The organism is Methylobacterium sp. NEAU K (genome assembly GCF_030700285.1).
In the GTDB taxonomy this organism is placed as follows: Bacteria; Pseudomonadota; Alphaproteobacteria; order Rhizobiales; family Beijerinckiaceae; genus Methylobacterium.
This window is the reverse complement of sequence record NZ_JAUYZJ010000003.1, coordinates 26528-40794: the sequence shown is the minus strand read 5'-3', so window position 1 is coordinate 40794 and position 14267 is coordinate 26528. Positions and strand designations below refer to the sequence as shown.

General features: G+C 70.5%; 13 protein-coding genes. 6 read left to right on the top strand and 7 right to left on the bottom strand.

Features of this window, described 5'->3' with window-relative positions:
• Window positions 1-11 precede the first annotated feature (11 nt).
• Window positions 12-1655, top strand: a complete 1644-nt coding sequence (groL, locus tag Q8W67_RS03410) for a chaperonin GroEL (RefSeq protein WP_305540742.1) — start codon at window positions 12-14, stop codon at window positions 1653-1655.
• A 632-nt stretch (window positions 1656-2287) separates the two neighbouring features.
• Here the strand turns inward: groL and fae are convergent.
• From fae to Q8W67_RS03375, 7 genes are all read right to left on the bottom strand, one after another.
• A complete protein-coding gene (fae, locus tag Q8W67_RS03405) occupies window positions 2288-2797 on the bottom strand; it encodes a 5,6,7,8-tetrahydromethanopterin hydro-lyase (protein ID WP_305540739.1) in 510 nt (169 codons plus the stop codon).
• A 240-nt stretch (window positions 2798-3037) separates the two neighbouring features.
• A complete protein-coding gene (locus Q8W67_RS03400; protein ID WP_305540737.1) occupies window positions 3038-3871 on the bottom strand; it encodes a triphosphoribosyl-dephospho-CoA synthase in 834 nt (277 codons plus the stop codon).
• Window positions 3868-4776 (bottom strand): RimK family alpha-L-glutamate ligase, encoded by a 909-nt coding sequence (locus Q8W67_RS03395; protein WP_305540734.1) that lies wholly within the window; start codon window positions 4774-4776, stop codon window positions 3868-3870. Before Q8W67_RS03395 ends, Q8W67_RS03400 begins: the two co-directional genes overlap by 4 nt.
• A 274-nt stretch (window positions 4777-5050) precedes the next feature.
• A complete protein-coding gene (gene mch, locus Q8W67_RS03390) occupies window positions 5051-6025 on the bottom strand; it encodes a methenyltetrahydromethanopterin cyclohydrolase (RefSeq protein ID WP_305540729.1) in 975 nt (324 codons plus the stop codon).
• On the bottom strand, window positions 6025-7173 hold the full coding sequence (locus Q8W67_RS03385; RefSeq protein ID WP_305540727.1) for an ATP-grasp domain-containing protein: 1149 nt from the start codon (window positions 7171-7173) through the stop codon (window positions 6025-6027). The genes mch and Q8W67_RS03385 overlap by 1 nt, the downstream gene beginning before the upstream one ends.
• Window positions 7174-7196: 23 nt before the next feature.
• Window positions 7197-8090, bottom strand: coding sequence for an NAD(P)-dependent methylenetetrahydromethanopterin dehydrogenase (locus tag Q8W67_RS03380; RefSeq protein WP_305540724.1), 894 nt, complete (start codon window positions 8088-8090; stop codon window positions 7197-7199).
• Between the two features lie 91 nt (window positions 8091-8181).
• On the bottom strand, window positions 8182-9162 hold the full coding sequence (locus Q8W67_RS03375) for a beta-ribofuranosylaminobenzene 5'-phosphate synthase family protein (protein ID WP_305540722.1): 981 nt from the start codon (window positions 9160-9162) through the stop codon (window positions 8182-8184).
• A 308-nt stretch (window positions 9163-9470) separates the two neighbouring features.
• Between Q8W67_RS03375 and Q8W67_RS03370 the strand changes: the two genes are divergently transcribed.
• From Q8W67_RS03370 to Q8W67_RS03350, 5 genes are all read left to right on the top strand, one after another.
• Window positions 9471-10550, top strand: coding sequence for a formyltransferase (locus tag Q8W67_RS03370; RefSeq protein WP_305540720.1), 1080 nt, complete (start codon window positions 9471-9473; stop codon window positions 10548-10550).
• Window positions 10544-12190 (top strand): formylmethanofuran dehydrogenase subunit A, encoded by a 1647-nt coding sequence (locus Q8W67_RS03365; protein ID WP_305540718.1) that lies wholly within the window; start codon window positions 10544-10546, stop codon window positions 12188-12190. Before Q8W67_RS03370 ends, Q8W67_RS03365 begins: the two co-directional genes overlap by 7 nt.
• Before the next feature lie 27 nt (window positions 12191-12217).
• Entirely contained in the window at window positions 12218-13150 is a 933-nt protein-coding gene (gene fhcD / locus Q8W67_RS03360) for a formylmethanofuran--tetrahydromethanopterin N-formyltransferase (RefSeq protein WP_305540716.1), read from the top strand.
• A gap of 3 nt (window positions 13151-13153) precedes the next feature.
• A complete protein-coding gene (locus Q8W67_RS03355; RefSeq protein ID WP_305540713.1) occupies window positions 13154-13948 on the top strand; it encodes a formylmethanofuran dehydrogenase subunit C in 795 nt (264 codons plus the stop codon).
• 84 nt (window positions 13949-14032) lie between these two features.
• On the top strand, window positions 14033-14239 hold the full coding sequence (locus tag Q8W67_RS03350) for a hypothetical protein (RefSeq protein WP_305540711.1): 207 nt from the start codon (window positions 14033-14035) through the stop codon (window positions 14237-14239).
• Window positions 14240-14267 lie beyond the last annotated feature (28 nt).

Genomic DNA, 14267 nt, shown 5'->3' with positions numbered 1-14267 from the left:
AGAGGCACACAATGGCAGCGAAAGACGTTCGTTTCTCCGCCGACGCGCGCGATAAGATGCTGCGCGGCGTCGATATCCTCGCCGACGCGGTTAAGGTGACGCTCGGCCCGAAGGGCCGCAACGTCGTCATCGAGAAGAGCTTCGGCGCCCCGCGCATCACCAAGGACGGTGTGACGGTCGCCAAGGAGATCGAGCTCGCCGATCGCTTTGAGAACATGGGCGCCCAGATGGTGCGCGAAGTGGCCTCGAAGACCAACGACATCGCCGGTGACGGCACCACCACCGCCACCGTGCTGGCCCAGGCGATCGTCCGCGAGGGCGCCAAGTACGTCGCCGCCGGCATCAACCCGATGGACCTGAAGCGCGGCATCGATCTCGCCACCGCCGCTGCCGTTAAGGACATCGTCGGCCGCGCCAAGAAGGTCTCGACCTCCGACGAGGTCGCCCAGGTCGGCACGATCTCCGCCAACGGCGACAAGGAGATCGGCGAGATGATCGCCCACGCCATGCAGAAGGTGGGCAACGAGGGCGTGATCACGGTCGAAGAGGCCAAGACCGCCGAGACCGAGCTCGACGTGGTCGAGGGCATGCAGTTCGACCGCGGCTACCTGTCCCCGTACTTCATCACGAACGCGGAGAAGATGGTCGCCGAGCTCGAGGACCCCTACATCCTCATCCACGAGAAGAAGCTGTCCTCGCTCCAGGCGATGCTGCCGGTGCTCGAGGCGGTGGTGCAGACCGGCAAGCCGCTCTTGATCATCGCCGAGGACATCGAGGGCGAGGCGCTGGCCACCCTGGTGGTGAACAAGCTGCGCGGCGGCCTGAAGGTCGCGGCCGTGAAGGCGCCGGGCTTCGGCGATCGCCGCAAGGCGATGCTCGAGGACATCGCGATTCTGACCAAGGGCCAGATGATCGCCGAGGACCTCGGCATCAAGCTCGAGAACGTGACGCTCGCCATGCTCGGCCGCGCCAAGCGGGTGCGCATCGAGAAGGAGAACACCACGATCATCGACGGCGTCGGCGAGAAGTCGGACATCGAAGGCCGCATCTCGCAGATCAAGGCGCAGATCGAGGAGACCACCTCGGACTACGACCGCGAGAAGCTCCAGGAGCGCCTGGCCAAGCTCGCGGGCGGCGTCGCGGTGATCCGCGTCGGCGGCGCGACCGAGGTCGAGGTCAAGGAGAAGAAGGACCGCGTCGACGACGCCCTCAACGCCACCCGGGCGGCGGTCGAGGAGGGCATCGTCCCCGGCGGCGGCACCGCGCTCCTCCGCGCCAAGAAGGCGGTCGCCGCGCTAAAGTCCGACGTTCCGGACGTCCAGGCCGGCATCAAGATCGTGCTGAAGGCCCTTGAGGCCCCGATCCGCCAGATCGCCCAGAACGCGGGCGTCGAGGGCTCGATCGTCGTCGGCAAGATCACCGACAAGACGGACTCCGAGACCTACGGCTTCAACGCCCAGACCGAGGAGTATGTCGACATGATCCAGGCCGGCATCGTCGACCCGGCCAAGGTCGTGCGCACCGCCCTGCAGGATGCCGCCTCGGTGGCCGGCCTGCTGGTGACGACCGAGGCGATGGTCGCTGACGCGCCGAAGAAGGACAGCGGCGCCCCCCCGATGCCGGGCGGCGGCGGCATGGGCGGCATGGACTTCTAAGTCCGCGCCACCCGTCGAGACGAGGAAGGGGGTCGCCGCGAGGCGGCCCCTTTTCTTTTGTCTGGGCGGTCCAAATTTCACGGGAGACGGGGCCTTCGCCCTTCCCTCGAGGGCTACCGGATTCGCGCATCGCTCGGATCCGCAAACTGAGGTCCGGTGACAGGCCACTGAGACACCGCGCTTTTCCTCCCTCCTTGCGAGGGCAGGCCAGGGGTCTGGGGTGGTCAGAAGGAACCGTGACGCTCGATCCCGCGCCACCTCAACCTTCGCTCCTGCCCGCAGACTCGATCGATCCTGAGCAGGGGCAGGACCAGCCGGGCAGGAGAGCGCGCCGGGGCCGGCGACGTGTGAAAACGATTGCCCTGCGGTGGAGGAAGACCCAAGGGCATCGCGTCGCTGGCAGCGGGGTCTGGAAATCCGCGGGATTCGTCTCTCGGCGCATCTGCGCCCGCACATTGCCGGCGCAGATGCGCCGGGACCTGACGTCCCGCCACAAGAAACAAATAAAAACGGGACGGCTTTCGCCGTCCCGTCGGTGGTCGTTCCTATCGGCCTAGGAAGATCGAGGCCAGTCGCTGGAGCAGGCCCCGCGGTGCGGGCGGAGGCTCAATCTGCCCAGGACCGTCCCCGATCTAATGGGCGGCGAAAGGATGCTGGGCCGAGTTGCGCTGCTCGGTCACGGTTGAAGCCTTCGGCTCGCCGCTCACCGCACGCTGGATCGAGAGCTTGGTGGCCTCGTAGTTGTACTTCTGGATCTTGGCGTCGTCGGCCGCCTCCCAGTGAATGAACACGCCGACCAGGATGAACAGGTCGTCCGCCTCATCGGCCGGGATGATGCCCTCGGCCACGCAATCCTGCACGGCCTTGGCGACGCCATGCTGGGCCGGGCCGAACATCTGGACGGCCTGACGGGCGTCGTTGATGGTGACCTTGTTGAACATCAGCGTGTTCGGCTTGCACGGCAGGTTCGGCGCGATGACCGCGAGCAGGCTGGTGAAGCCGTGCTTGTTGTTCACGAGGCCGTTGCAGAAAGCGGTCTCGGCCGGCGAACCGCGCGGTCCGATGATCAGGTCGATGTGAGCGACCTCGTTGCCGTCGCCGACGAGGGCCTCGCCGACCATGACCTTGGTGATCTTCGCCATTCGGTGTCTCTCCCTGGATTCCGAAATAAAGCCGCGGCGCCGGGCGATGCCTGCGGCCGGGAAGCCATCCTTGTTATCGGCGCCCGACCATGCCGGCCGAGCCGGATGGGCCGAGCCGGTTGGGCCGGACAGCGCGCCGGACCCTACAGCGGGGCCCAGCGGCTCACAACCCGCGCAAGGCCCTGGCATTGAGGAATTTCTTTGTGCCCCGGGGCCGGAACACGGGAACTTGCGCCCGTCTCACGCCAGCACTGCGCCTGCCGAGGCGAGAGCATCCCAGAACAGCGTCGCCACCGTGAAATCCGCGCTCGTGCCGGGGTTCAGACCGCGCGCCTTCAACGATGCATCCAGCGCCAGCAGCGGATCCACCGGCCGGGAGGCGAGATCGAGATCAGCCAGGGTCTCCTCGGCCTCCCGGCGGACGGCCTCTGCGGTCGCCACGCCCGCCTTGCGGGCGATGTGGCTGTCCGGGGCGGCGCGCAGGTAGGAAAGGTGGATCGCGGTCGTGCACCAGGAGCGGTCCAGCCCCTGGGCGCGGGCCTCCGCGAGCGCCGCCAGTCCGATCGTCGTCACATCCGCGAAGCCGGTGACGTAGGCGCGGGCTATGCGGTCCCGGTCGGAGGCCTCCGCCATGGCGGCAAGAAGGGATTCGGGGGCAGCTGCGGCGACATCGTACTGTCCGGCCCTGCCGAGGCCACCGGGATTGGCGAGCCGGATCGCGGCGAAAACCGCCTCCGAGTCTGCCCGGTCGAGGCTGCCGAGCACCGACTCGACCGTGCTGCCCCGCTCGGCTGCGGCGGCGAGCGGGGCGCAGAGGAGCAGGATCCCGAGATTGGTGTTCTGGGCCACTGCCGCCATTGTCGCGGCGACGCCCGCGCGGACCCGCTCGCCGACGCCTGTTCTGGGGCGTGCCAGGGCCGGCGCCGAGACATCCGCGCTGGTCAGGAAATCCGCCACCAGCATACGGTGGCCTTCTGCATAGGCGTGGACGTTCCCGGGCTTGAGCGCGTCGAGTTCCGCCAGGCACGCGGCATGGTAGAGCGTGCCGACCAGCCCGGCGTCGAGCCCGCTCATGCCACGACGAGCCGCGGACGGCTGGCATTCCGGACGGCGGCCAGGAAACCGCGCACCACCGCGGCAGCGATATCGGTCTCGCACACAGTCTGGAGGCCCGACCAGGCCGGCATGGAATTGACTTCGAGGACGGAGAAGCCGCCCTCCCCGTCCTCCACCAGGTCGACGCCGGAATAGTCCACTCCGACCGCGGCGGCCGCGGTCTCGGCTAGCTCGGCGGCGGCCTTCGGCATCGCCCAGGGCAGCGGCCGGCCGCCCCGGTGGACATTGGTGATCCAGCCGTCGCCCTCGCGGATCATGCCGGCGATGGCTCTGCCGTCGCAGACGAACACCCGGTAGTCGCGCCACAGCCCGTCCTGGCGCGGCACATACCGCTGGAGATAATAGACCCGGGCCACCGCCTCCTCGTCGGGCAGGTCCTCGGGCCGCTCGATCAGCGCCAGCCCCTCCCCCTGCGAGCCGAACAGCGGCTTGAGGACCAACGGGGCGCCGGGGCGTGCCTCGCGCTCGACGATCCCAGCGGCGGTCTCGCGCTTCGAGACCACCCAGGTCTCCGGCGTCGGAAGGCCGGCCCGCGCCACGAGGAGCGAGGTGGCCGCCTTGTCCACCGAGCGCTCGATGGCGGTGGGTCCGTTCCAGACGGTGACGCCGGCCGAGACCAGGGCGTGCAGGACGCCGAGCCGCATGGTCGTCGCCTCGAAGGTGCCACCCGCGATGGTGCGCAACAGGACGCCGTGGGGCAGGTCGTCGGAGAAGCCCGGCACCCGCAGGGGCTCGCCGCCCCCGGTGGCGACGATCACGTCGGCCAGCGAGAACAGCACCGGATCCACGCCCTGCGCCTGCAGGGCCGCCAGGAGCCGGGCCTTGTGCCAGTTGCCGTTATCGGCCGCGAGGGCGATGCGCATGGATCCAGGACTCTCGATGGCTCTCCCGCGCAGGGGAGGGCGACCATCTGTGCGGGTTCGAGACGCGATCGCGATTGCAGGTCCGCGGCGCGCGCCTTCTCCCGTCTGGGAGAGGGCTGGATTGAAGGCCCAGGCCTTTCCGGAGCGGTCATGCCCCTCGCCCTGTCACTCTCCCTCGGGGAGATCAGACCTACGCCTCGCGCGAGCGAAGACCTCACCGCGTCCGCGCTGCCAAGCTCCTTCGACCGTAGCCGACAGGGAGGACGTGTCGCGACTACGCGAAGGACGCGTCGACCAGCGTCGGCTCCAGGCGACCGCCGCGATAGGTCGCGCCGCTGCGCACCGAGGTGACGATCGCCTCCGCGGGCGAGAACAGGGCCCCGTCGATCTTGTAGAAGTCGCCGTTCACCCGGGAAAAGATCTCCGCGAAGGGAGCGCCGTGGTCGCTCGACGTCGTGGAGGGCAGCTGCTCGGCGAGCTGCTTGGCGTCGGCATCGTCGGCGTCGACGAACAGCTGGACCCGGCCGCCGTAGATGATCGCGTCGTTGGTGCGGCCCATCGCCTTGATGAAATCCGGGTGCGGGGGCGAAAGCGGCGCCGAGCCGATGCCGTCGACGATCGCGTGGAGATCGAAGCCGACCGTGTGCGCCTTGTGGAGGGCCACCTCCAGCACCCGGGCCACCACCTGGGTCGAGCCGGCGAGGCTCTGGGTCGGGGCGAAGATGAAGGTCAGGTCCTCGGGGCGCAGCCCGGCGGCCTCTGCGACCTTGGTGACCACGCTGTCGGGCGGTCCGCCGGCCGACTCGAGCACCAGGGCGGTCGTGGTGGCCTGATCGCGGTAGCCCAGCTCCTGGTACAGGTCCTCGACGACCGCGACGGCGCGGCCGGGACCCGAACCCAGGGCGAAGAAGCCCGAATCACCCGCCTCGTCGGCGAGGCTCCAGCCCGCGTACTGGCTGCCCAGGCAGGCGAGCACCGGATCGGTGGCATGGACCGTCACCGAATACGGCCAGGACGCGATCGGCCCGCTCGGGGAGATCGACACGGTGCCGAGGCCGCCGAGGCAGATCTCGGCGATGCGCCGACCGGCCTCGATCGAGCCCCGTGCCTGAGCGCCGGCATCCACCATCCGGGCGCCGCCCGCCGCCTGAGACACGGAGAGCCGCAGGGTGGCGGCGTCGGCCACGAGCCGCTCGATCAGCGGCGCCGAGAGCGCGTTGACGCTGGGATAGGATTGGCTGGCACTCATCACGGGGCTTCCTCGGGGTGTGTTTTCTTCGCGGCGAGGACGGCGAGCAGGCGCGCCGTCCGCGTCTCCAAACGAGCGAGCGCTGCCTGTCGGTCTGCGCCTTCGGCCAGCACCGTGCAGAGAGGCGCGTCGCGGCGGACCACCGAGCCGGGGCGCGGGCGGTCGCGCACATGGTCCGGCCAGGGAAGGTCCGGGACGGGCGCATGCTCCCGGTCCGCGTAACAGATCTGCGCGGCGGCCGCATCCGCCGGTTGCGCGCCGAGCGCCGGCATGCAGCCAAGACATGCCGCGACATGGGCAGCCAGGAGCGGCGTGGTCCGGCGGTCCAGGATGTCCAGCGTCGCGCCCGGCCGGGGGTTGATCTCGGTGAGCCACCAGTCGGATCCGTCGACCAGGAAATCGGCGCTGCCGAGCCCTCGCAGCCCGGTCGCCGCGACGATCCGCTCGATGAAGTCCGAGATGACGGTCCAGGTGGCGGCAGGGAGCGATGAGGCCTCCGAGGCGCCGCCGACGACAGCGCCGGCGTAGCGATAGGGCAGCATCGGCGTCGGTGCGCACCACTGCTCGGTCACCGCGAGCACCTCAATCCTAAGTCCGTCCGCGAGGAAATTCAGGGCGTGGGGGCGCCCGGGCACCCGGGCCTGATAGTAATAGCCCTGCGGCGCGGTCCCCCGGGGGGCCGGGCGGATATGGTTCCCGCCGCTGCCGCCGACCCGCTTCAGCAGCCACCGGCCCGGGTCCGTCGGCGCATCCGTCGCGACCGATGGATGCGGGATTCCGAGCCGCCCGCAGAGGGCGGCGAAGCCGTGCGGATCCTTCAAGGCCGCGACGGTGCCGGCTGCGGCCCCGATCAGCCGATGGCGCTCCGCGATGCGCGCCACGAGGCCGGGCACATCCTCAAAGCCGCTGCCGAGAACGACGCCCACTGGAGATCCCGCCGCCGCGGCCAGACCGTCGACCGCCGCCAGCGTCGCCTCGGCGGCGGGCCCGCTGCCGAACCGTCCCGAGAGGGGCCTGTAAGCCTCGGCCAGAGCCAGGGTGTCGGCATCCCCGAACAGGTCGGCGACGTAGGGGCGCAGACCCGCCCGGCGGGCCGCCTCCGCGAGGGCGCGCCCGGCCTGCGCGGCGATCACGATCGCCTCGGTCATGCGGGTGCGGTGCCGGAGGCGGGCTAGCCCGCGATCTCGACAGCCAGCGTGTAGGCGTCGCGGAAGTCGAGGCAGAGCGGGGTGTCGGAGGCGAGCATCCGGTCGAACAGGCGCCGCTGCGTCTGGTACTTCACGTTACCGACCGCCAGCGCGCCGATGCCCACGCCCTTCCCGGTCGGCAGCGGCACGTCGACGGCGTTGACGTCGATCCCGGCGATGCCGGCGGGCGGCACGGCGTTCACGTCCGAGGCGACCAGGAGCTTCGGGGCGGATTGCAGGTCGTCGGCCGAGAGAATCGGGATGCCCGCGGGCCCGGCCGAGAGGATCACGTCCGCGTCGCGGATGGCGCGGCGGCGATCCTCGGGTGTGGTCCCGTCGACGGCGTCGACTTCGATGCCGAAACGCCATTTCATAGTGAAGGCGATCTTAGAGACCCGCTCCTCGCCGTCATGGCCGACAAGGACCGACTTGGCGCCCTGGAGCGCGCCGATCACCGCGGCCACATAGGCGACCACGCCGGCGCCCCCGAAGATCACGATGCGCTTACCTGTGAGGTCGGTGCCGAACTTCTGCCGCAGCGCCCGGGAGACCTGCGCCACCATGGCGGCGCCGGTGGTGAACGACCCGGCCGGGTCCGCGAACACGTGGTTCACGAACGGCGGCACGAACGCCTTCTTGGCACGGTCGACCATGTCGAGGGCGTCCTCGGCGTTCTTGCCGCCGATGAAGATCCCGGTGCGGGTACCGTCGGACGGCGACCGCGAAAAGATCGAATCCTGGGTCAGCGAGACGACGTCGGAGAGGCTGACTTCCGTATAGGTCACCACCGTCTCGAAGCCGGCATCCACGGCCATGTTCACGTCGAACGGGCTCATGTGCCGGAGCGGCGTCAGCATGTGGAGGATCGAGCGGGCCATGACGTCGTCTCCCGTGCGGCGCGCATCATCCTGCGCCGGCTGTTCGTCCAAACCCGCTGCGGCGCCTGCGGTCAAGCCCGTGCGCCGCAGGTCAGCCGCCCCCGGTGATCGCGGCGCCGGCATTGCGGCCGCGGGCGACGATGAAGCGGAGCGGGCCGCCGCGATCGAGGTTGGCGACGAGGGCGCGGGCCTCGGTCTCGGAGGGCATCAGCACGAAGCCGGTGGGTCCCCAGGAGGACTGGCCGTAGCCGGGCACACCCTGCGCGGCGGCCTGGGCCAGGGCCTGCGCGACCGCGGCGCTGGCATATCGGCCGCCCTGGTGGGGGGCGAAATGGTCGCCGATGAGATCCTGGATCCGGGTGATCCCCGCGCCGAATCCCTGTGGTTCGGCGAGGGCTGCGGCCGGCAGCACCTGCATCAGCACGATCCGACAGATTTCCGCCGCTTGCGCCGCAGGGAAGCGCGGGAGGTCGCGGAAGGCCTCGACCTCGCGCGTGCCGTGCACGCCCGCCATGCTCGAATCGAGGATCAGGACGATGCGCCAGTGCTCGGGGTAACGTAGCCGCGCGATGACCGGCGGCGGGCCGCCATCGGCGCCGCGGCCGCCATCGACGATCAGGCCGCCCTCCGTAAAGGCGCACAAACCGACTCCCGACCGGTTGCCCCGGTCGAGGCTCGACGAGAACGCCTCCGCGGAGAATGCCGCCCCGCTGAGCCGGGCCATCGCGGCCGCAACCGCCAGGGCGAGCTGCGTGCCGGAGCCGAAGCCGGCATGGGCCGGGATCGCGCGCTCTACTCGGATCGAGACCGCGTCGCCGCTCCCGAGATGGCCGGCTGCGGCGCGGGCGTAGCCGCGCACCCGATCGGCCTCCTCGCCCGCGACTGCCAGGGATGCCGAATGTCGGGCCGTCAGCACCAGGGACGGCTCGTCGATGGCGAGCCCGATGCTGCCGAATCTCCGGCCCAGGCCGCCGTGCAGGTCGAGGAAGCCGAAATGCAACCGCGCCGGCGCCTCGACCCTGACGGCGCCGCTCACCACCGTCGCCTCGTTTCGCTCGGGGACCTCGTCCACGACAATCCCCTCGAACTCCCGCCGTAAGACCGGCCGACCGGCGCGCTTTTCCCACGGGGTCCACGGACGGGGCAACGGGATCTTGAGGTCGATCAGCGCGACCTCGGTCCGACCCCCCTTGCCGCGGCGCGCGGATGAATGCAAACCTACGGCCGCGACGGCGCGCCGAGTTGCCGCCCATCCGGACCTGCCGGGTGGTCGAGCCATTCCGATCCGGCGGGACGCCTCCTTCGGGAGCTTGCCCGCCTTGTCCGGTCTTACGGCCGTCGCCCGCTCCGAAGCCAAACAATAACGTCGCGTGAGGGAGCATGGCAGCCTGGGTGAAGGGTGGCGCGACGGACGCGGACACCGCCATCGAGGCGGCCGCATCCCTGCTCGCCAAGGCGCGCGCGCCGGTGATCGCCGGCCTCAGCGCCGACGTCGCCGCGATCCGCGCGGCCTACGATCTCGCGGGGCGCATCGGCGCCTCCATCGATACGGCCGGCGCGGCGGCGACCTATGCCGAGCTTGGCTCGCTGAGCCGGATCGGCGCGATGACAACGACGCCCGCCGAGGCGGTGGGCCGCGCCGACGCGGTCCTCGTGGTCGGCGCAGCGCCATGGCGTTCGCAGCTCATGAAGCGCCTCTCGGCCCTGAAGCCCTCGCGCGGGCGTGCCGCCGGGTCGGATCGCGCGCTTCTGGCGCTGGGGGCTGGTTCCGAGGGCGCGGCGGCGACGCTTGCATGCCCGGCCGAGGGTGGTCTCCCGGAGGCGATCGCTGAGCTCCGCGCCTATGGGCGGGGCCATCTCGCCGGCGACACGCCCCGGGCGAAGCTCGCCGGGCTCCTCGCAGATGCACAGTTCGGCGTCCTTCTGTACGATCCCGCCGAGATCGGCGAATTGGGCGTGGACATGCTTCAGGGCCTCGCCATGGAGCTGAGCGAGACGACGCGCTGCTTCACCCTCGCGATCGCCGGTCCCGACCAGGACCGCGCCGTGGTGCCGGTGGCCGCTTGGTTGACCGGGCAGGCGCCGCGCAGCGGCTTCGGTCGCCGCGTCCCGGAGCACGATCCCTGGCGCTTCGACGTCGCCCGGCAGGTCGCCGCCGGTGAGGTTGATGCCGTCCTCTGGCTTGCCGCCCTGCCTGTGCCGCGCCCCGGTTGGCTCGCGTCCGTGCCGTCCGTAGGGCTGGTGGCCGAGGCCGAAGCGAACGTCGCCGACGTGGTGATCGCGGTCGGCCGGCCCGGCCGCGACCTGGGCGGTGTCCTGTGGAACGAGCAGCGCGCCGCGCTGACCTACTGGCCGGCCTCCGCGCCCTCCGAACGGCCGTCGGCCGCGTCGGTTCTGAGCGCCTTGAGGGACCGCTTGGCCGAGGGTCGCGCCGCGTCGAGGAGTGAACCCGCATGCTGAGCGTGATCCGGGGCGGGCGCGTCGTCGATCCGACCGCGTCCCGCGATACCGTCGGTGACGTCTGGATCGAGGACGGCCAAGTGGTCGATCCGCCCGGTCGAGAGGCCGACCGTGTGATCGACGCCTCCGGATGCGTCGTGATGGCCGGCGGCGTCGAGGTGCATTCGCACATCGCCGGCGGCAACGTGATCACCTCACGCCTGCTCCTGCCCGACCTCTACGTGAGCGAGGCCGCGCCCGACGGTCACCCCTTCGCCCATGCCGGCGGAGCGGCGGCCTGGATCGGCTCGACCTATGCCCGGATGGGCTACACCACCGCGGTCGAGCCGGCGATGCCGCCGACCCACGCGCTCGGGACGCAGCTCGAACTCGCCGACATCCCGCTGCTCGACCGCGGCGCGCTGACCGTGATGGGCAACGACGACCAGCTTCTGCAGCTCTTGCGCGAGCGCCAGGGCGGGAACGCCGTGCGCGATCTCGTGGCGCTCTCGGTCGCGCAATCGCGCGGCCTCGGGGTGAAGTGCATCAACGCGGGCGGCGCCTCCGCCTTCAAGGACGGCGCGCTGCGCTTGTCCCTGGACGACGAGATCCCGGTTTACGGCCTCACGACGCGGCAGATCATGGGCTCGCTCCTCGATGCGGTCGAGGAGATCGGCGTCCCGCATCCGCTCCACGTCCACTGCAACAACCTCGGTCTGGTCGGCGGGGACGATTCCTTCGTGGCGACCCTCGACGCTGCGGAAGGCCGGCGCATCCATTTCGCCCACGCGCAGTTCTACGCCTATGGCGCGGCCGATCCGGCGAACCCGCAGACCGGCGGGTTCCGCTCGGCCGCCGAGCGAATCGCGCAGGCGATTGCCGACAATCCGAACGCGACCCTCGATATCGGCCAGGTGGTGTTCGGTCAGACCGTGACGGTCTCGCTCGACATCCTGCGCCAGTTCGCGGGCCGCAAGGGCGCGAAGCCGAAAAAATGGGTGCTGAACGCCGGCGATGCGGAGGGCGGCGGCGTGGTGCCGTTCCTGTACCGGCCGCGTGGCCCGACCAGCTCGCTGCAATGGGCGATCGGTCTGGAGATCATGCTGCTCTCCACCGATCCGGAGCGCACGATCCTCACCACCGACCATCCGAATGGCGGTCCGTTCACGCAGTATCCGCGCATCATCCACCTGCTGATGGACAAGGCGGAGCGTGACCGCGAGATCGCGACGCTTCCGGGCATCGTGGCGGAGCGCTCCGGCCTGCCGGGGCTCGAGCGCGAGTACACCCTCTCGGAGATCGCGCAGCTGACCCGTTCGGGCCCGGCCAAGCTCCTGGGCCTCACCGACCGCGGCCATCTGCGCGCCGGGGCCCGCGCTGACGTCGCGGTCTATCGCGACACGACGGACCGCACGGCGATGTTCACCGCCGCCAAGCTGGTCCTCAAGGACGGCGTGCCGATCGTCGAGGACGGCGAGGTGGTCGAGTGGCGCTCGGGCCGAACCCTCTCGCTGACGGTTGAGTCCGACCGGGCCATGGAGAAGCGCGCCGACGCCTACCTGACCGATCGGTTCGGCGAGGGCCTCGACAGCTTCGCGGTGCCGAATGAAGCCTTCGACCAGGGCGTCGAGAACTTCGAGGCGGTGCCATGCCGGGCGTGATGAGCGGGGCGAGTCGCGGAAAGAACGATGTCTGACCTCACCCTCAACGGCATCCGGGTCGTCGACACCTTCGCGGAGGCGTTCGACGTGGCCGGAACCGCCATCGTCGTGACCAACGACACCGCCAAATGGGCCATGATCGCCGCGACGACCATGACGGGCTTCGCCACGTCGGTGATCGGCTGCGGCGCCGAGGCCGGCATCGATGCCGAGCTGTCGCCGGAGGAAACTCCGGACGGGCGGCCGGGCGTCCGCATCCTGCTGTTCGGCTTCGAGCCGAAAGGCCTCAAGGAGCAGCTGATCAAGCGCGTCGGCCAGTGCATCCTCACCTGCCCGGGTACGGCCTGCTATGCTGGGGTCGATGGCCCCACCAAGATCAAGCTCGGCGGTGCGATCCGCTATTTCGGCGACGGCTTCGCCATCGCCAAGCGCCTGCCCGATGCCGCCGGCAAGGCGCGGCGCTATTGGCGCATTCCGGTGATGGACGGCGAGTTTCTCTGCGAGGACTCGGTCCGGGCCGTGGACGGCGCGGTCGGCGGCGGCAACCTGCTCTTCCTCGGCCGCACCCATTCCGAGACGCTGAAGGTCGCGGAGATCGCCGTCGAGGCCGCCAAGGCGATACCGGGGGCGATCCTGCCGTTCCCGGGCGGGATCGTACGCTCGGGCTCGAAGGTCGGCGGACGGACCAAGGGCATGATGGCCTCCACCAACGACGCCTATTGTCCGACGCTGAAGGGCCGGGCCGGCTCGGCCCTCCCGGCGGAATGCGGCGTGGTGCTGGAGATCGTGATCGACGCCCTGACCTCGCAGGGCGTGTCGGATTCGATGCGGGCGGGCCTCCATGCGGCCACCGAGATCGGTAGCCGGCATGGGCTGATCGCGGTCACGGCCGGCAATTACGGCGGCAATCTCGGCCGTCACCATTATCACCTGCGCGACCTGCTCGAGAAGGAGGGCTGAGCCTTGAGCACCCTCACCCTGCGCGCGGCACCGCCAGAGCGGCTCGATTTCCTCGCCATCAATCCCCTTGCGCTGAGCCGCCTGTCGCAGGCCGAGGCCGAACGCCTGGAGGTCGGGACGACCCGGAGGGGGGTTCGCCTGGGCGACTGCTTCTCCGTGTCCCTCGATGGCTCCGACACCCTGACCATCGAGGGCGGCCACGAGCGCCTCGATCGGGTCGGCGCGGCCCTTTCGGAAGGCGCGATCCGCATCACCGGCGATGTCGGGCAGCGCCTCGGCGCGGGCATGGCGGGCGGCCGCCTGACCGTGACCGGTCATGCCGGTCCCTACGCGGCGTCCGGTGCCACCGGCGGCACGATCATCATCGAGGGCGATGCCGGCGATCACGCGGGCGGCGCGGTCTACGCCGCGAAGGCCGGCCTCGACGGCGCGACGCTGATCATCCGTGGCTCGGCTGGGGCCCATCTCGGCGACCGGATGCGGCGCGGGATCATCCTGGCCGGCCGCGCGGGCGCCTTTGCGGGTTCGCGGATGATCGCGGGGACGATCGCGGCGCTCGCGGTCGGCGACCATCCGGGCTACGGCATGCGCCGCGGGACGCTGGTGGTCGGCGCGCATGGGCGGATGTCCCCGACCTTCGTGGAGACCGGGGCGCACGACCTCGTGTTCCTCCGGCTCCTCGCCAGAAGCCTGAAGGGGCTCAGTGCAGAGCATGCCGACCTCCTCGGCCGGCCGCTGCGCCGCTATTCCGGCGATCTCGCCACCATCGCCAAGGGCGAGATCTGGGTCGCGTCCTGACGCCGCCCTGGGCAGAGCGGCCGCATGCGTCCTATGCTCTGCCCAAGCCGGCCCGCGCGAGACCGGTATCCTGGGGAGACGCCCATGCTCCTGCTGCTGTCGATCTGCCTCGTCGCCCAGCCCTCGACCTGTCGCGAGGATCGGATCGAGATGTCCTTCGAGAAATCGAGCCCCTTCGTCTGCCTGCGCAATTCGCAGAGCGCCCTGGCGGCGTGGCAGGCTTCGCACCCGGAATGGCACGTGGAGCGCTGGCGCTGCGCCGCCCGCGGCAGCCTGCCGAAGGACCTGTGACGGCATCTTGGCGCCGCGTTCGGGCGGT